This is a genomic window from Vibrio sp. OPT24 (assembly GCF_015163545.1).
GTDB classification, from domain to species: Bacteria; Pseudomonadota; Gammaproteobacteria; order Enterobacterales; family Vibrionaceae; genus Vibrio; species Vibrio cyclitrophicus.
The window spans coordinates 834,910-854,415 of the sequence record NZ_JADDYI010000053.1 but is presented as its reverse complement, the minus strand read 5'-3'; the positions used below and the strand labels follow the sequence as shown (position 1 = coordinate 854,415).

The following is a 19,506-nucleotide window of genomic DNA, read 5'->3' as shown; positions in this document are numbered from 1 at the left end:
GCAAAATCAACCATGCGAACCGGCCACACTAGTTAAGTCGATGATGCCTACTAACTCAAAAGCTCTAGATTTAAGTCATTTTATCAAAGATAAGAAAACGATTGCTTTCTTTAATTAATGCCGACAAATCCAATATAATCAATATTATTGACTGATTTGTTATTCATATACAAATTTAAATAACACCTGATATTGCAATGGTAACGCATCATAAATTAGCGTTCTTCTCGTGACTGGCATCACACATCTATGTAAATGATAATTGATCTCATTATCGTTTGGGTGCATCATGCGCGAAATTTATTAATTTAGCGTATGGATTTGTTTTGTTTATGAAAGCATTTGTGTTGTTAGCTTTTGTTTTGGTCTTGTCGGCAGGAGTTGGTGCTTCGGATCAGTTCTCTTGGCTCAGAGGTGATTCCCGTAGTGAGAGTAAAGTACTTAGTTACCTTCATCAACAAAATGAAAAGACACTGCTGTACAAAAAAAACATTCAAACTTTGAGTGAATCCCTACAACAGAATTGGCAAGACAATCGTCCAGATCAAGCTGAAAAGCCATGGAAAGAAATAGGTGGATTCGAGTATGCGATCCTAAATCAAAATGGTGAAAGGACCTTACTATCCCGACAAGTTGGGAGTGACGATTCAACAGAGTTACTTAATCTTGATACCCGCTCTGCCGAGCATGATTATTACCAATTAGGCGGTTGGGCATTAGACTCAACTAAAACTAAGCTCGCGATAGCAGAAGATATTACGGGTACTGAGCAGTTTCGAGTGAGTGTTGTTGATCTTAAAACTCAGCAAGTTACATTACTAGCTCAAAATGTAGACAGCTCGCTAGCATGGTCGAAAGACAGTAAATCTCTGTATTTAATTCCACTTGAAGAACACACTTCGAGACCATATGCGCTAACAAAATACTTCTTAAATGAGTCAAAGCCAATTCAGTTAATGGAAGAACCGGACTCCGCTTGGTTGCTTTCGTATTACCTTTCAAGTGATAAGCAATTTGCTGTCGTTCAGGCAAACAGTGAAAACTCTAGCGAGCAACGTTTGTTAAACCTCGATAACGGTGAAATCTCCAAACCACTATTACCACGAAAAACTGGGGTGGAATACTACGTTGATGTTTCGGATTCTATGTTGTTTGCAAACAGCAATCACGACCGCAATGATTTTGCTTTTTACTCTGCACCACTTACTCAGGCTCCACATATCAACCTCTGGCGAGCGGTTTTTGAACCAACGGACGAGTCTAGAATCAGTAACTTCTATTTGTTTGAATCCGGCGCTGTGGTTGTTAGCCAAAGTGGTGCGTCTCAGTCTCTAAATTTTCTCGACAAAGATAACCGCTATCGTTCAAGCCAGTTATTGGCTGACGCAGGCCAAGTTGCTTGGGTAAGCCAAGTGGGCGACTACCAAAGTAACAAATTGCATATTCGCAGCATGTCTTTGACTCAGCCAGCAAAGTGGGACCGGTTAAATACTGATACTTTACAACGAGAACGCTTCTCTCAAGACCATTACCCTCAATACCAACAATCAGCGTATCAAACCGAGCAAGTTATGGTGAATTCTGGTGGGGTAACAATTCCAGTCACACTGGCTTATCGCAAAGACAAATTGACTAAGACCACACCAGTGTTTTTGTATGGATACGGAGCTTATGGCATGGCGATGAAGCCCTATTTCATGCCACAAATTATTAGCTTACTTGATGAAGGTGTTATTTATGCAATTGCACATGTTCGTGGGGGCGGGTTTTATGGTGAGTCTTGGTATCAAGCCGGTAAGGGGATTAAAAAAGAAAATGCCATCTTGGATTTCATCGCAGTTGCTCGTGATTTGACAGCATACAATCTTGGTAAGCGCCCTATTTATGCGATGGGTGGAAGTGCTGGTGGCACTCTTGTTGCTGCAGCTTTAAATCAAGCTCCTGACTTGTTTGATGGTGCTGTCCTTAAAGCGCCATTTGTTGATGTTGTTAATAGCATGTCTGATTCTGCATTACCTCTAACAGCTCAGCAGTACGGTGAGTGGGGCAATCCAAACATTGCCGATGAATTGAAGCTCATGCAGCAATATGACCCTTATCTGAATCTTAGCGAACAAAATTACCCACCGATATTGATTCAAGTTGGCCTCAACGATCGCCGCGTTCCCTATTGGGAAGGGGCTAAGTATTACGCAAAATTAAGCGAGCTAACGACTGGAAGTGGGCCCTATTTATTGTCGACAAACTTTACTCAAGGACATTCGACAGATAGACGAAAATCCTTAGCGCAACAAGCGTTTGAATACGCATTCCTTTTATCACTTACCCTGAAAGACATTAAAGCGGAGCAGTAAATGAAGCTTTCCCCCCTATCAGCGGCAGTACTGAGTGTACTTGCTGCCAACGTCGTGCACGCCGAATCTGAGGTTTACCACTTTGAAGAGGTGCTCGTAACGGCGAACAAAATAGAGCAACCGTTATCTGAAGTAGCAGGTTCAGTTGCTGTGATCACGGGTGAAGACCTAGAAAAAAAGGCGCAACAGAACTCTACGACGCAATAAAAAGTGAACCTGGAGTCAGTGTTTCTGGGGGGGCAGGCCGACCGCAAAACATTACTATTCGCGGTATGACAGGTAACCGGATTTTGATTGTTAAAGACGGGATAAAATCTGCTGATGGTTTTGGGGCTAATGACATCAACGACAAAATAGGGCGCAACTCATTCGATATGTCGAACCTCGACAGTATTGAAGTCATCAAAGGTGCGAGCTCGTCTGTGTATGGGTCCGGTGCGATTGGTGGTGTTGTGGTTGTGAGATCTAAAAAGCCGGGAGACTACCTCGACGATAAAGATTTCTATAGCGACGTCTCTGCAACCTATACCGGTATCAGTAATAAATACAAAGGTGCGACAAACCTTGCTTTCCGTTCGGGGAAATTCGAAAGCTTGGTTAATCTTTCTTATTGGGAAGGTGAAGAAACCCGTAATTTTGATGAAGACCTATATAACCGAAGTATCGATGGCGTCGGTGGTGGTTACACCCTGAACTACTGGTCAAGTGACGCTCTGATGCTCAAAGGCAATGTCGAGTATTACAAAGAGAATTCAAGTCGTAAAGAAGGGTCTTCTAAGATCCAAAAGGACGGTAAATGGGACACTGAAGATTTTGACCAACAGTCTTATACCGAGACGTTCTCTGCGTATGCGGGGTTTGAGTATCTACCTGCCAATACTTGGTTTGAGGAATTAGATGCCAAGATCTATTGGCGTGATATGACTAATGAAGATACCACTAATCGTTTGATGTCTCGAAACAACAATAACGTTTCTGAGTTACGTAGAACGATTGATATTCGTGGTTTTACGGATCAGCTTCTCGGTGTAAACGCCGATTTTATTAGCGCATTCCAACATCAAAACATGAACCATACCTTGTCTTATGGTGTGAATATGGAGACCAACCTCCATGAGCGTCCAAGTCAATCTTCTGTTTTAGATTGGAACGGAGTGTCACTTAACGCGGATGTCCCTTTTGCTCCAGCCCGCTCGTACAATTTTGCTGCTTTTATTCGTGACGCGATTGAAATTGACCATTGGACTGTGACGGCTGGAGCCCGTGTTGATTTACACCAGTTGAAACCTGAATCACAGAGCACAATCAATGACTATGAAGTGAAGGAACAAAATTCGAGTGAGTTTTCTCCTAGCTTATCGGTGAGTTATCAGTTAACAGACTCGCTAAATACATACCTTTCGTACAACCACGGCTTTAGAGCACCGGGTTATGACAAAATTTATGGTTATCAGAACCATGATTTTGTCCCAATTACCCCATTTGTCATTGTGCCTAATATGGACCTAGAGGCCGAAACCAGTGATTCGTTTGAATTAGGCAGTAAGTTTGATAATGGACAAACACAGCTATATGCGGCCGTTTTCTATCAAAAGTTCGATAATTTTATCGACGTTAAACAGATCTCATTTGTGCCGGATCCAAATACAGGTAACTACTACAAGCAGTATCAAAACGTAAATGGAGTCGAGACATATGGCATTGAAGCTTCTCTTGCACACCGTTTAAGCGATTTTTGGAGTGTGAGTACTAAAGTCGGCTACGTTGATGGAGAAGATGAGGACGGAGAAAAAGTTCGTACGCTAACACCTTGGGAAGGTAATGCCGAGGTGACTTATGACGATAACGCCTTCTCCGCTTATGCGCAGGTTAATTGGGCGCAAGCGATGGATAACGTCCCTCAATGTGAAGATGATTTAGGTATCGTTACTGACTGTGCGACTACTTCTGGCTGGGCGAGTGTTGACCTTGGCGTAAGTTACTCTTGGACCTTCGGTTTGGATGTCAGCGCTAACGTTATCAACCTTTTCGACAAAGAATACATCCGTTACCAAGATGTCGCGGGCATAGCTGATAGTAATAAAGTTTACTCTACAGAGCCTGGTCGTTACTTCACCGTTAACGCCAAGTATGCGTTTTAAGGAGGACATATGAAAAAGAGTCCTCTATACATCGCTTTGTTGTTGGTTTCAGCAACAAGCAGTGCTGCCGAATGGGATTACCCTCTCGGTAATATTGTTGTAACAACGCAGCAGGAAGCCAAAGCGTATTTAGAACAAGCTTATCCTGACGTTGGTACGCTGAGGTTTCGCTATGAAACACAGTCTAAGTTGGGACACCACTATAACTTCGACTTATTGATCAAAGGTGAGTACCAACAACAGAAATCTGTGGTTCTATCCACTAACTCTGACGAGCAGGTTTCACGCGTTTTCAGAAGCTTAGAAAATACCGTGTTACTCAACGGAAATCCGACAACGGCTGCTGAGCTAGAAGTTCCTCGCTTATTAGAAGCAGAGCGTGCGCCGAGCTTAAGCAGTGGCCAAGTGGTTGCGACGCATGTGAATGTGTTCAGTCCTGATTTAAGAACCATGGATAGAGCTGCGCCACCAGAAAGTTTGCTCACCGATGTGAGTCAATATCCAAGCCTCCCACACTACGTGCAAGCGGATGTGGAGGTATTGAACCACAGCGATGGTATCTACCTTACCAATGCTCGTATATCTCAGGTTGATGCAACAGCCTTGTATTCACTTGACCCAGACTCAGGTGCTGTAACGAACCGTGACACTTCAAGTTTTCTCGCAGCTGAGGGGCTCACAAAGTTTGCGGATCTGAACGAGCTGCAAAATGTGGATTGGCAAGATGTACGATTCCTACAATTGATGGTATTTGCCCATCTAGATCAGTCCTTAAGCTATATCAGTAGCTTGGGCTTTGATCTGTTTGATGCCCCGCTTGAGTTCGATGGCAGAGGCTTATCTGCAGATAACTCGACATACTATTATGGCCCCAAAGCGGCTTTGTTTGGTATCGGCGGTGGCTCTCCAGATGCATTAGATGGTGACGTAATTCTGCATGAGCTTGGACATGGAATTCATTATCACATAGTAAAAGATTGGGCTTATGGTCATACAGGTGCCATCGGCGAAGGGTTTGGAGACTACTGGGCGGGCAGCTTTAGTTTTCGTACTCAATATGAAAATGCACAGATTCGCGGGCAAGAGTTCGAGATAGATACTGTCTTTAACTGGGATGGTTACTTTGGCGTCAGGAATACTACTCGTAGCCTATGGAACCAAAGAGCACGTTACTTTAGACAAGCGGAATATCGCCCTCATGAAAGTGTTGCTGGCGAACTAGGTGATGAGCTTTGGTCAACGCCTTTATTCCAGGCCCTGAAAGCCTCGGTTGAGCAGCATGGTGAGATCGCTTTTAAAGAGTTTGATTCAATCATACTCGAGTCTATGTACGGGCTAGGTCGTGGATTGAAAATGCACGACCTAGCTGAGAGCACACTGTTTGTGGCTCAAAAGCTGTATCCGAATCGAGATTATGCAGAAATATTGAAGCAAAAGTTCGATGTGCATGGATTGATCATTGAGCCATTTAAAGTAGAGGTTCCTGATCGTTATGTTAATCCAAAGAAGCCGTTGACGATCGAATTGTACCCGACGTTAAGACAGGCTCAAGTGGATGGCCAAATTAATATTTCAGGATTGATGAAGTCGTTTGTTAGTCCTCCGGTTAACCAACTAACGATTGAAGCGACACTTCCGACAGGTGAGATGTGTGGTTCTTCAGTCGCGATGAATACGAGTGTCGATTACCGATACAACGACGCCCTCAAATCACAAAATTGGCAACATGATTTGTCTCTTGTATATGGCTTACCTGTACTCGAATCCGATATCAAAGAAGTGAACAGTTACCTTCCTGATAGCCGGTTTAGCTCAACTAATCAGCCGATCGTTGGCTTTAAAACATTCAATTTCACTCTAAATGGCACGGCTCAGACCGCAGACGAAAATTTCGGTCTGTATTTAGATATCGATCACCCTCGGTTGAGTGATTTAGTGGTGACCCTTATTTCCCCGAAGGGAACACGAGTCGATTTACTTAACCATAAATCGACGCGATTTTCTGGCTTTGATGGTTACTTCACACTTAAGCATGACTCGGTTCTTGATTCGTTTAAGGGTGAGCCTACTAACGGGTCTTGGCGTTTAGAAATTGCCGATTACGTAAATGGTGAAACTGGGCACTTAAAACGGTGGGGGCTTGGCACGATTTCGAAATACGAATGTGGAGAAACAACGACTTCACCAGAAGAACCAACAGTTACCAGTGGCTCTTCTGGTGGTTCAGCTTCACTCATATCAATTATATTCATGTCCTTGCTCTCGTTCGGCAGGTCATTTGGTACGCGTTACTTGTCTCTAATGGCAAGGCTCTTTAAAAACAAAACAAGAAGATAACTCTATGAAACCTCAATTGACAATTTTGGCCATCTCTTTGGCTCTTGCTGGCTGCGGTGGTTCGGGCGGTTCCGATACCTCTGCATCAGCAGCACCAACCTATACAGTGTCAGGTACAGTGACAGCACAGAATGTAGATTTACAAAGTAAGGTCTGTGCAGACATAAATCAAAACTACATGTGTGATAGTGGAGAACCAAGCTCGGCGGCTAACGCGAATGGCGAATTTAGTATTACTAGTACTAAGAAGTCGATTTTATCGGTTCCTTTGTTAGCTCAGGTGGATACGGGGATTGCAGCCAATAGCACGAGCGCTTCTGCATCTTCTTACGCTTATATTGCCGCTCCCGGTCTTCAAAAAAATACGGGAAATGAGATTAATGGTATCAGTTCACTATTGGCGGGTTATGTCGCGGACGGATTGACAGTTGCTGAGGCTAACAACAAATTAAAAGCGCAGTTGGCGAAAAGTGGCATCACTATATCTGGCGATATTCAAGACGATTTATCTGCATCTGAACTCGCGAGTCTGGAACAAAATATCGTATCAACAATTAAGGCGTTTAAGCACTCTAATCGTGCGTTCATGCTGGCTCAATTGAGTGCGAAATTTGATAAGAGTGCGGCCGATTATGTAGGTGGAGTACTCACTAATGACCAAGTTACTGCTTTTGCAAATTTCCTCGAAGGAGAGCTAAAAGCTGCGACAGCATTGAATGATACGGGTGTTTTACGCTATTTCTCAGACATCGATGACACACAAAATGTCGTTGAACCACAGAGTTCATTCCCAGGTCAAGATGCAGAATACGGCTTTGATAAAACAGAGCTGAATGACAATACCGGCAATGGTTTCCAGTTCGCAAAGTTAGATTCAAGTGGTCAGGTGCTTGCTGATGATGCTGCGGAGTGGTCTTGTGTTTTGGATCAACGCAGTGGCTTGATTTGGGAATCGAAAACGGATGACGAAAGCTCTATTCAATATAAAGATCGCATATTAGCGCTTGAGCTACCCGGACTAGTAACGCCTTACGATCAAGATGTTGATTTAGCGACGTGTAAAACGAAAGGCGATGCGATATGTACTACTCAAGATTACGTTGAACATATCAATGCAATGAACTTATGCGGCAAGTCAGATTGGCGCTTGCCAACATTCAATGAATTCTACAACGTGCTCGACTTCGGTGAGACAGAAACCAACTCGGATGGTGAAGTTTATGGTTTAACTTACAAGTACTTCCCACATCAAACCCTTGGTATTGACTATACGGCTTACACTGGTTCGGTATGGACTCAATCCATTACTTATAGCCAATATACAAACACAGCTGTTGAAGGTGGCTTCTATTACAACGAGATTGGAACCCAGGGTTCAGACAGAGGGGTTGTTGGTTCTATAGAGATCTATTCAGGTGATGTTGATTCTTCGGATAATTATGACTCGTTCCAATTCCCAATTCGTTTAGTTTCACTACAAGGTCAATAGATATGAAAAATTTACTCTCCATCACTTTAATGGCTCTGTTTTCTGCGGGTGCAATGGCACAAGAGTGCAGTTTAGATATGGAAAAATCGGCTCCGAGCACGCGTTATGTTGCGAATGATAATGGGACGTTTAGCGATGAACTGACAGGGTTAACTTGGATGCGTTGCCAACTGGGTAAAACTTGGGATACGAAGACATTAGCTTGTAGTGGGCCTGCTGAAACGTATCACTGGCAGAGTGCGCTCTCTATGGTTGAATCAATCAATGATCAGAGTGGCAGTCATGCGTTGCATAAGTTCGGTGGTGAAAAAGAGTGGCGCATGCCAAACATCAAAGAATTAGTGTCATTAAAAGAAGTGGCTTGTCACTCTCCAGCAATGAGTCACAAGGTGTTTGGTGATACGTTTAACGTTGAAGCTGGAAACTTAGCCGTTTATATATGGAGTTCAACTCCTGCGAGTGATGGTCAGAGCGTGATGACGTTTGATTCGATTAATGGTGAGGTTTACCAGTACAACGCCGCACAATATAAATTTAGCGTCTTGTTAGTTGCAGAATGATTTAGTTCTTAATGCGTAAATAAAAAGGCCGTGGTTTTCCACGGCCTTTTAGGTTCTGGCATATAGGTCTTAACTTAGATCTGAAGCTTAGACCTTGAAGCTTAGACTTTAAACCCTATACCTTAAAATAATCCAACTGCTGCTTTTGCTGCTCGGCTAAGTTAGATAGCTCGTGGCTCGCTGCTGCGGCTTGAGTAATACCGGTTACGTTTTGGCTTACTAGGCTGTAGATGTTTGAGATATTACGGTTGATGTCTGCAGTCACTTGGCTTTGTTCTTCTGCGGCAGAGGCAACCTGAGTGTTAATTTCTGTCATGTCGGTTACTGAGTTAGCAATACCAGAAAGGGCTGCACTCACCTCACCTGAGAGCGTTTGGTTGTGCTCTAACATAGACAGTGAACTGCTCATGCTCTCATTGGCGTTACCCGATTGAACCTGCAAGCCTTCGATAATTGCTTGGATCTCTTTGGTTGAATCTTGCGTACGAGCAGCCAGCATTCGAACTTCATCGGCTACCACTGCGAAACCACGGCCACTCTCACCAGCTCGTGCGGCTTCGATTGCTGCATTAAGTGCAAGAAGGTTAGTTTGCTCAGAGATGCTTTGAATTACTTCAATTACCTTACCAATCTGCTCGGAGTGCTCTTTTAACGTGCCTACAACGTTTGCCGCTTCGCTCAGCTGAGTCGCCATTTGCTCATTAGCTTGGTTGCTCTCATTAAACAAGCTCATGCTGTGTGTTGCCATTTCGTCGGCTTGCTTGGAAGCTGAGTCGGCTTGTACTGCATTCTCGTTTACGTGCGATGCTGTGCTCTCAAGTTGGTTTACAGCAGAAGCAACTTGCTCCACTTCTTGCTTCTCTTGATCTGAGTTTGCGCTTGATTGTGTCATTACAGCCGCGAGCTCTGTCGATGCTGACGCCACTTCGATACTGATCCGAGATAGTGAACTTACGGTGTCTCGCAGTTGTTCAACAGATTGGTTTACGTCTTGTGCAAGACGTGAAATTTCATTGTTACCTTGTTCATCTGCTTTAACTAACAGGTTGCCCTTTGCCACTTCACGCATGGTTTCCTGAATATTACTGATTGGTGTAACGATGACGCCAGCCAGTGTCCAACTAATAAGCAGAGCAGCAGAAAGGATGACTAAAAGTGCGATCGTCGCTGTATTGAGCGTGCTGGTATGTTGTTGACCGTTGATGTGGACTTCTTGGGTAGCAATGTGATTCAGCTTTTTAGAAAGAGTATTGATAGCTTGTACCATTTCATTTCCCGCGTGACGGTATTGGTCGATAGCGGTTTGGTAACTGGCATCAAAATTAGAGGGAAGCGCTGTATTGCCGTGTTTTGCGGTCAAGAGAGGGAGCATGGTGATACGAGAAAAATCGACATAGTGATTCATCGCTTTACGCATTGCAGTGACTTCTTCCTGCATCCCTGTAACGGTGTTCAATGAATCTAATAGACGCGCATTTTGGTCACGTTTTTGGTTTAGTGTCTCAACTAAGGTTTTCACATCGTCTGCATTAAATAAGCTGTAAATCGCTTTGATACGCATACCGTAACTGTTGTCGACGATTTCACTGAGTTCTTCTTTATGTAGGATCAACTCATCGGTTGAAACTGACACATCTTTAAAAGCACTTTCGAGTTTATCCCCACCGATAATGACGCCAGCCAATAATAAGACGACGGAAAATAGAACCGGAATAAGGATCTGTATTTTTATAGATAAGCCACTGAGAAGTTGGCGCATTTAATGTCCCTCTTTGAATAATTTAGTAGATGAGAATTATTATTATTAAAATTGATTGGGGATTCTAACTAATGAGACTGACAATTCAATCAGTAAAGGTATTCATTTTGTTATATGCGATAGGTATTTGATATACATGATTGTTTATTGCTCAAAATTGCGATTTAGCTGCACATTACTCTCAATTGTGTTACGCCTATTTGATTGAAAAACATAGAAATATATTGGTTGTCGTTCGATATAAATAGAAGGGAGGTTGGTTGTTTGGCGTCTGAATTCTGCACAAATAAGTGTGGAGATAAGCAAACCTGATGGATGTGTAACTACCGATTCATTAAAAAGAGGAAAAATGAGCCATTAATTTGCAGTTGTCATATAGGCTTCAATTAAGTGAAACACAACTGTCATATTTGGATTCTAAAGTGGGCACCGTTCAAGCAAAACACAACATTACGGCAATAACGCCATTAAAGGAAATTTGTGATGAAAAAGACAGTTATCGGTGCAATCGCTCTTTTAGGTGCACTAACAGTGACTCCAGCTTCAGCTAAAGAAACTATTTCAGCAGTTGGTTCAAGCAGCGTGACTCCACTGATGGAAGTTTTCTCTGAAACATACATGAAAACGAATTCAAACGTATTTGTTGAAGTACAAGGCCCAGGTTCTTCTGCTGGTGTAAAAGCAGCTAAGAACGGTAGTGCAGATTTAGGTATGTCTTCTCGTAATCTTAAAGATAGCGAGAAAGAAGCAACACTCGTTGAAGAAGTGGTTGCTCGTGACGGTATCGCAGTTGTTGTTAACCCTAAGAATGGTCTTGACGGACTAACAGCTGAGCAAGTAACGGCTATCTACAAAGGTGAAGTAACAAACTGGAAAGACGTTGGTGGTGCAGACAAGCCAATCGTAGCAATCACTCGTGATACGGCATCTGGTACTCGTGGTGCATTCGAAGACATCATGGCTCTTAAAATGGAAATTTCTGGTACAAAGGTATCGGCAATCTCTCAACGTGCTCAAGTTGCGAACGGCAATGGCGCACTAAAAACAATGGTTGCATCTAACCCTTACGCAATCGGCTACATCTCTCTAGGTACAGTGGATAGCTCAGTTAACGCACTTGCTATCGACGGTACTGAAGCATCAGTAGACAACGTTAAGAACGGCTCTTACAAAGTGGCTCGTCCTTTCCTAGTGCTTTACAAAGAAGGTCAACCTTCTGCTGAAACTCAAAAGTTCCTAGATTGGATGCTAACTGACGAAGCTCAGTCTCTTGTTGAGAGCAAAGGCTACATCGCAGTTAACTAATCTAAACCCAAATTAATAATATTGCTCAGCCTACCTTTTCAGGCTGAGCCTTTTCTATCCCACTTCGAGTTAATCCAGCGTGTTAAGGATTATCGATATGTGAGACTTGTTATGACCATCGCAACGAATAGTGAACAGCTTATGAATAGCGAAGCGACTCAACTGAAACGCAGCTTACGTCAAAAGAAGCGTGTAGATTGGAAAGAGCGTATTTTTCACGGCTTATTTCTTACAAGCGCAATTATCGGCATCGTATCTCTTGCTGTTATTGCTTACTTCATCGTTAGAGAAAGTATCCCAGCATTCCGTGAAGCGGGCCTATCAGGTATCGTTTTAGGGCAAAACTGGCTACCACCAGCACTTTACGGTGTTGCTACCATGATTGTAGCTTCTGTCGTATCGACATTGGGTGCGGTAGTAGTTGGGGTGCCTATTGGTGTATTAACGGCAATCTTCATTGCTGAAATCGCGCCAAAGCGTCTAGCAGACATCATTCGTCCTGCTGTTGAATTGCTAGCGGGCATCCCTTCGGTAGTTTATGGCTTCTTTGGCCTCGTTATTATCGTTCCCCTGATTCAAAATGTGTTTCAAGTGCCTGCGGGTAACACGATCTTGGCTGGTATTATTGTATTGGGTGTAATGATCCTTCCTACGGTAATCACAGTTTCTGAAACATCAATTCGCGCGGTGCCAAGAACGTATAAAGAAGGCTCTTTAGCGTTAGGTGCTTCAAAAATCTTTACCATCTTCAAGCTTCTCGTTCCTGCTGCTCGTTCAGGCATCATGACTGGTGTGATTCTTGGTATTGGTCGTGCATTAGGTGAAACGATGGCAATCATTATGGTGATGGGTAATGCACCAGCGATGCCTGAAGGTATTTTAGATTCAGCTCGTACACTGACGGCGAATATTGCGATTGAAATGTCTTACGCAAGTGGTATTCACGCAAGTGCGCTGTACGCAACGGGTGTTGTTCTCCTTGTGTTCATCATGTCTCTGAACGCGATTCTACTTTACTTGAACCGTGAGAAGGCGAGGTAAACATCATGTCTTTAGAAAATAACGTAACACCTCAAGCTAACCCTACGAAGTCGCAAGGTAAAACGATGAATAAAGTTGCGCTAAAGAAAGCTCGCGCACGTAAAGATGCGGTATTGAGTGGCTTTATCTGGGCTGCTGCTGCTCTTACTGTGGGCTTCTTATTCTGGATAATGTGGTACATCCTTTCTAACGGTCTACAGCACGTTGATTGGAAGTTCATTACTGACGATTACACTCGTACTGGTGATGAGCACGGTATTTTCCCGATGATCATCTCTACGATTTACATGGTTATCGCTTCGATCGCGGTTGCGGCGCCGCTTGGCATCATGACAGCAATCTATCTGACTGAATACGCAAAAGTAGGCAGCCGTTTAGTTAAAATCATTCGTTTTTGTACCGAGTCATTAGCGGGCATACCGTCGATTATCTTTGGCTTGTTTGGTATGACATTCTTCGTGGCTATTTTAGGTTTAGGTTTCTCTATCCTATCGGGTGCGTTGACATTGAGTATCCTGATTCTTCCAGTGATTATTCGTACCACTGAAGAAGCGTTGATGGCAGTCTCTCAAACTTACCGTGAAGGTTCGTATGGGTTGGGTGCTTCTAAAATCTACACAATCTGGCGTTTGATTCTTCCAAGTGCAATGCCAGGTATCATCACTTCAGTTATTCTGAGTATTGGTCGTGTTATTGGTGAATCAGCACCCGTATTCTTGACCGCTGGTATGGTTGCTCGTATCCCAGATTCATTGATGGACTCTGGCCGTACACTAACTGTTCACTTATATAAGTTAACGACGGAACTGTTTACCATTGAAGAATGGAATCAAGCATACGGCACAGCAACAGTACTGATTGTTCTTGTACTGCTGATCAACACACTCACTAAGTTGATCGCAAGACGTTTTAACACTGCAACTTACTAAGCAGAGCTTTCTTGAGCCAAATGAGCTCATAAAACAAACGCAGTACAGACTTTGACGAATTACGAGATTACGAATATGAACAAATTTAATATTAAAGATTTAGACCTTTTTTACGGCGACAACCAAGCACTTAAATCAATTAATTTACCAGTGCCAGAGCGTCAAGTGACGGCTTTGATCGGTCCGTCGGGTTGTGGTAAATCAACATTATTGCGTTGCCTTAACCGAATGAATGACCTTATCGAGGGTGTGAAAATCACAGGCCTTCTTGAAATGGACGGTACCAACATCTACGGCAATATCGATGTTGCAGACCTACGTATCAAAGTGGGCATGGTTTTCCAAAAGCCCAATCCATTCCCAATGAGCATTTACGAAAATGTCGCTTACGGCTTACGTGCTCAGGGTATTAAAGACAAAAAGCATATTGATGAAGTGGTTGAAAGTTCACTTCGTGGTGCTGCGCTGTGGGATGAAGTGAAAGACCGTTTGAAAGCACACGCATTCGGCCTGTCGGGTGGTCAACAACAACGTTTGTGTATTGCTCGTACAATCGCGATGCAACCTGATGTGATTTTGATGGATGAACCTACATCAGCACTCGACCCAATTGCGACTCATAAAATTGAAGAGTTGATGGAAGACCTGAAGAAGAATTTCACTATCGTTATCGTAACGCACTCTATGCAGCAAGCGCGTCGTATTTCAGACCGCACAGCTTTCTTCCTAATGGGAGAGCTTGTAGAGCACAACGAAACAAGTGTTATCTTCAGCGAACCCAAAGATGATCGTACCAAAGGTTACGTAAACGGTGACTTTGGTTAATTGATTATTTAAGTGTTGTTATGACCTTTTGTTTCCGCTGTCAAATACCAAAGCACGCTAACTGAAACGCAGGTTAGATAATCGAATCGATCGACAGAATTATCACTATAACTATAAGCGATGGAAGTTTTGCCCCACTTTATGTGGGGCTTTTTTATGCCTTTAAAAAACCTCTAACGTCGATTGAAAATTGGGCAGGAAATCCCATTTTTGTCGCCCTTCTCATGCTTGTGATAATGTTAAAAGCGAAATTGCGACTCGCTTAACATCTCATTTTTACTTACATTGATTGCATATCAAGGCTTCTGTATTTTTGCTTTATTCTTTTTAGCCAATGGACGGAAGTTGTGCCTGTTAAAGCCTTTGCAAAACAAATATCTGCAACACGCGACCACCGTTTATTAGCTGAATCTCTTTTTGATTATCTTGAGGAGGTGCTGACTCCCAAAGGAATTGGCATATTCTCGGAACCAACACCGCAAAGTGATTCATTACCTCTATTTTCTTGTGGCGAGTTAACTGCTCTTGTTCATTACCCTTCAACCTTTTGGCCTTGGATTTCCCAGTTCGATACCGCTGACGGTGTGCTGCCTATGGCTATCAATACGTGCAAGTGGGAACATATCGACGTGTTGGGTGGCGAGTCATTTATCATGATGCTTGATAATGCGCCTGCCTGTAGAACTTATTTAATTGTTCAAAATTGCGATACAGAAAAGGTCAATCAAACCTTTAACCAAGGGCTTGATGTCCTACAGTTAGCAGCAGCTCGTTGGCAATGTATTCGTGCTGAAAAGAACGCAGCCACTGAGATAAAACACAGAGACACACGAGAAGCTCAATATCTTGATGAAATTAAGCTCCGTGAATTGTTCGTAGAGAACATGAAATTGGTTCACCAGGTGGCGTTAGAACTTTCTAACCCAGAATCTTTGGATGCCTTGTATAAAGCTTCTGTTGAGGCTGTTCGAGATAGGCTTGGTTTTGACCGAGCTATTTTCATGCTACTGGATATGAAAAAGCGCTGTTTTAGTGGAACGTATGGCACTGATGAAGCGGGTAAAACAAACAGTGAGCATCATACTCAGTATGATTTACATCAGTTAGAATCAGAGTACATTGAGGCATTGTCGGATAATCACACCAATTTAGTTATCATTGAGCAAGCTCCGTTATACACCGCTGGGCAAGTGGTTGGGCAGGGCTGGAATGGTATGCTTATCTTGCGTGAAGGAGAGAAACCGGTGGGTTGGATCGCGATGGACAATTACATTCACCGCTCGCCAATTACCAACTATCAAAAGCAAATGCTCGAGTCATTTGGTTCACTTCTTTCTCAGATCTACATTCGTAAACGGCAGGAGCAGAATATACGCATGCTTCATTCAAGCATGGTTGAGCTATCTCGCTGTGATACTGTTAGCGAAGTGTGCAAGTCAGCGGTAAGTTTTGCTATTCAACACCTAGGGATCGATCGACTGGCGGTTTTCCTTACTGATAAAAATTGCAGCTACATGCAAGGTACGTGGGGCACGGATATTAAAGGCGATATTGTCGATGAGTCTTACTACCGTTCTGAGCTGGTGGAGCGCGATATTGTTGCTGCCGCTCGGGCTTGTCCGAATCAAGTCGCCTTTGAAGAGTCAGTACCTATCTATCATGACTTCAATATTGTGGGTGTCGGTTGGACAGCCATGACGATGCTCACCACCAATACGGGTGAGCCTATTGCGTTTATTGCTGCAGATAACTTGTTAACTCGTAGCCCTTTAACCTCACAATTACGTGAAGTGATTCGTATCTTTGCCTCAAGTCTTGCTGAAGTGCTGCAAAGAACCATGGCACAAGAAGAGCTCAAAAAGCTTAACGAAACATTGGAACAAGAAGTCAGCAAGCGAACTAAAGAATTAGAACTGGCGAACCAACAGTTGGAAGTGATATCTAAGCTCGATCCGCTGACCCGCCTTGGTAATCGCCGTATGTTGACTCAGGTTTTAGATGATCTAAATTGTGACGGCCAAGGGGCGTTCGTCACACAACATGAAGTCACTTTCGGGCTGATCCTAGTCGACCTCGATCATTTTGGTTTGTACAACAGTGTTTATGGTCACACGGAAGGTGACGCAGCTTTGCGCACGATAGGTAAAATATTAAACGATCATGTTTACAATGACAAAGAAACCTTCTGCCGCATTGGTGGTGAGGAGTTCATGTTATTGATGATCGGTACCAATCACTCCAAAACCAAGCAACGTGCGGAGTCGATTCGAAAATGTATTGAAGAGGCTAAGATCCTCCATTGTGAAAGCAGCACTAGCCAATATCTAACTGCGTCTGTCGGTTATGCGTCAATCACCTCTGATCAACGCCAATTCGACTTCGATTTATTGTATGGCAAGGCCGATAAAGCCTTATATCAAGCCAAAGACTCAGGTCGAAATCGAATTGTTTCTGCACTCAAGAGAAGAAAGGTTTCGGCAACGCTTTCTTAGCTCTTAGTCTCGATCCTAGCTTTCAAATTCTAACGAAATCGAACGGATTTGGTTTTCTCGTTATTTCTATTTTCTTAAAACGAAGCCTAAGAAAACAAGAAGCCGTGGTAGTCAAATGGTGACCATCATGGCTCCGGGTTGTTGTCTATGTACTTTAGTTAGAGTTACGTATAGTTAGAGCTTCTCTAGTGTGCTCTTCTGAGTTTTACTAGAAAGTCGCTTTGGCTTTTTAATCGTATTGATCGCCAATCTAGGATCCCATGACTGATTTGGTGAATCTGCTTCAGCGTAGAGACTCTGATTTAGCTTGGCGAGCTCGGCTTCGATTGTTTCCAACGTTTCACCACTCAAGTCTGGGTTTTCTGTTTTCCACTGTTCGAACAAAGTTCTCGTCTTCACACCGTCTTTCATTTTCAGAGCGGCAATAAGCGCTTCTGCCGTATCGGATTGACGTTCATCTTTTTGCTTTGGTTTTACTACTGTACCGCGGCGTGACCAGAAGTAGAAAGCAAACGCTGAGCTGATTAACCATAATGCTGCAAACAGCGCGGTTAGATAAGGCCACATTCCTGGGTTTTCAACGGTAACAATCGTCGGGCTGGCTTGCTGAGTTGGTGTCTCCATAACAGGCGTTGGCGAGCTTGAGCTAGCGCGTTCACTTGCCTGAACCGACAACTCAAGACCAAGAGCGTTACTGGTTTCTTGTGATTGTGAGTCTGTGTTAAACCAAGCTTGAGAAACATCAGGAAGAGAGATGCTTCCTGATTCCTTAGGGATTAGTACCTGCTTATAGACAACGACAGCATCACCGGATTGGGTGGTGCCAAATTTCGGTTTTTCTTCATAAACACGTACCGTTTTAGGGTAGGTGATATTCAGTTTCGGCAGTTGGTGCTGCGTTAAGTTGCTAGCCGTCATAGTAATGGTACGAGTTAACGAATCACCCGCTTCCATTTCAATTTTCTGCTTGTCGTCACCTAAAGCATTGCTACTCCCCAGTTCATTGCCTTGGCTATCTGACCATTGTTGTATCAGTTTGAAGTTTGATGTTGGTAACCACTCACCTTGGTAGCCTTTTGGCACCTCTTTGACGGCTACATCTAAGGTTTTAACAGGCGTGTCGAGCTGGAAAAGGCGCGTTGTGCTTGAGTTGTTGGTTGAGTAAACAACGGCTCCTGTCAGCTTTGGTCCGTTGAGCTTAAACTGTCCGGGCTTTTGGGACGAGATATGGAACGACTGTTGGACCACCGTGACTTCTTGTCCGTTGATAACATCTTGAAATTGCTTAGACTCTCCAATCGGTTCCACGTCTAATTGCGCTGAACTTGGTGGCGCAATTTTAGGATCTTGCAGTCTTCTAGGATCAGCTTTAATGATGAGTTTTACATCAAGCTCCGCGACCTCTTGAGGGTATAGCGAGTCTTTACTCAGATTAAGTTGAAACTCGGCCATATCACTCTGCTTTGGAGCGGCTTTGTTAACCGCAACGTTGATGGTGATCGGCTTAGTTTTAGCGCCTTCAATATCAAAGCTAGGAATCTCTAATCGGCCTAATCGAAGTGGGGCAAGGGTAATGTTCCACTCGCTAGACACAGTGCGGCTGCCATTTACGATTCTCATCGACGACCCAAAGCTTGGGGTACCGACATAGAAATCCTTTTGAAGGGGGGCTAGATCTAAAGCACCAGACGATACTTTTTCATCGGTCGTCACTCTAAGTAGGAAGACTTCATCTTTGGTAACACTGTTTTGCGAAACGCTCGCAACAGCGGTCGCTGCGAATACAGAATGTGACGAGAAAACACCGATTAGTAGTGTCAGTAGCATTGATAAAAATGGCTTGTTTAAAAATCGCATGGTTACCACTTTTTGTTTTGGTTGTTAGGAGCACTTTTTTGTCGTGCTTGTAGAATCATTTGCGCTTTAAGCAGTTGGCTCGGGTCACGAGCGCTTTCTACTTGCTCAAGTTTTCGCATATCAGGATCGCTCGATTGCGGCTGATCTGAGGTTTGCGCTAAAGCTTGTCGACCATCGCCTTCACCTTTTTCGTTTGAAGCTTGCTGTGCGCTCGCACTTTGAGGTTTTGAATCCTTTTGGTCTTGCTCTTCGGACTGATCGGATTTACCTGACTGCTTAGATTGCGCTGCTCGCTTACTGTCTTCTTCACCTACTTTTTCATCCGGTTGATTTTTGGCTTGCCGTTGGTTTGCACTTTGAGTTTGGCTATTCGTTTGGTTCTGCGAGCTTTCATTGTTTGCAGAGCTTTGTTGTTGA

At 43.6% G+C, this 19,506-nt stretch carries 11 protein-coding genes and 2 pseudogenes; 10 read left to right on the top strand and 3 right to left on the bottom strand.

Annotated elements, in window-relative coordinates:
• The first annotated feature begins 332 nt into the window (after window positions 1-332).
• From IQO02_RS17480 to IQO02_RS17460, 5 genes and pseudogenes are all read left to right on the top strand, one after another.
• Window positions 333-2,354 carry a prolyl oligopeptidase family serine peptidase gene (locus IQO02_RS17480; protein ID WP_016784318.1) on the top strand — a complete coding sequence of 674 codons (2,022 nt, stop codon included), beginning with the start codon at window positions 333-335 and terminating at the stop codon, window positions 2,352-2,354.
• Window positions 2,355-4,495 (top strand): annotated as a pseudogene (locus tag IQO02_RS17475) (TonB-dependent hemoglobin/transferrin/lactoferrin family receptor).
• A gap of 9 nt (window positions 4,496-4,504) precedes the next feature.
• Window positions 4,505-6,832, top strand: coding sequence for a proprotein convertase P-domain-containing protein (locus tag IQO02_RS17470; protein WP_016791064.1), 2,328 nt, complete (start codon window positions 4,505-4,507; stop codon window positions 6,830-6,832).
• 4 nt (window positions 6,833-6,836) lie between these two features.
• A complete protein-coding gene (locus IQO02_RS17465; RefSeq protein ID WP_016767402.1) occupies window positions 6,837-8,321 on the top strand; it encodes a DUF1566 domain-containing protein in 1,485 nt (494 codons plus the stop codon).
• Window positions 8,322-8,323: 2 nt separating this feature from the next.
• Complete coding sequence (locus tag IQO02_RS17460; protein ID WP_010431524.1) at window positions 8,324-8,881, top strand: DUF1566 domain-containing protein; 558 nt, start codon at window positions 8,324-8,326, stop codon at window positions 8,879-8,881.
• A 115-nt stretch (window positions 8,882-8,996) separates the two neighbouring features.
• Here IQO02_RS17460 and IQO02_RS17455 read toward each other — a convergent pair whose 3' ends face one another.
• Window positions 8,997-10,640, bottom strand: coding sequence for a methyl-accepting chemotaxis protein (locus IQO02_RS17455; RefSeq protein ID WP_016784315.1), 1,644 nt, complete (start codon window positions 10,638-10,640; stop codon window positions 8,997-8,999).
• Window positions 10,641-11,123: 483 nt separating this feature from the next.
• Between IQO02_RS17455 and IQO02_RS17450 the strand changes: the two genes are divergently transcribed.
• The 5 genes from IQO02_RS17450 to IQO02_RS17430 all read left to right on the top strand — a co-directional run bounded on the left by IQO02_RS17450 (window position 11,124) and on the right by IQO02_RS17430 (window position 17,232).
• Window positions 11,124-11,945 carry a phosphate ABC transporter substrate-binding protein gene (locus IQO02_RS17450; RefSeq protein ID WP_010431515.1) on the top strand — a complete coding sequence of 274 codons (822 nt, stop codon included), beginning with the start codon at window positions 11,124-11,126 and terminating at the stop codon, window positions 11,943-11,945.
• A 111-nt stretch (window positions 11,946-12,056) separates the two neighbouring features.
• Window positions 12,057-12,986 carry a phosphate ABC transporter permease subunit PstC gene (gene pstC, locus IQO02_RS17445; RefSeq protein WP_010431512.1) on the top strand — a complete coding sequence of 310 codons (930 nt, stop codon included), beginning with the start codon at window positions 12,057-12,059 and terminating at the stop codon, window positions 12,984-12,986.
• Window positions 12,987-13,051: 65 nt separating this feature from the next.
• Complete coding sequence (gene pstA / locus IQO02_RS17440) at window positions 13,052-13,915, top strand: phosphate ABC transporter permease PstA (protein ID WP_010431509.1); 864 nt, start codon at window positions 13,052-13,054, stop codon at window positions 13,913-13,915.
• Window positions 13,916-13,990: 75 nt separating this feature from the next.
• The gene (gene pstB, locus IQO02_RS17435) at window positions 13,991-14,740 is read left to right on the top strand and encodes a phosphate ABC transporter ATP-binding protein PstB (protein WP_010431506.1); all 750 of its coding nucleotides are present in this window, start codon (window positions 13,991-13,993) and stop codon (window positions 14,738-14,740) included.
• Between the two features lie 347 nt (window positions 14,741-15,087).
• A complete protein-coding gene (locus IQO02_RS17430; protein ID WP_010431504.1) occupies window positions 15,088-17,232 on the top strand; it encodes a GGDEF domain-containing protein in 2,145 nt (714 codons plus the stop codon).
• A gap of 174 nt (window positions 17,233-17,406) precedes the next feature.
• Here the strand turns inward: IQO02_RS17430 and IQO02_RS17425 are convergent, their stop codons facing one another.
• On the bottom strand, window positions 17,407-19,089 hold the full coding sequence (locus IQO02_RS17425) for a BatD family protein (protein ID WP_016767406.1): 1,683 nt from the start codon (window positions 19,087-19,089) through the stop codon (window positions 17,407-17,409).
• A 2-nt stretch (window positions 19,090-19,091) separates the two neighbouring features.
• Window positions 19,092-19,506, bottom strand: a pseudogene (locus tag IQO02_RS17420) (hypothetical protein); the annotation flags it as partial.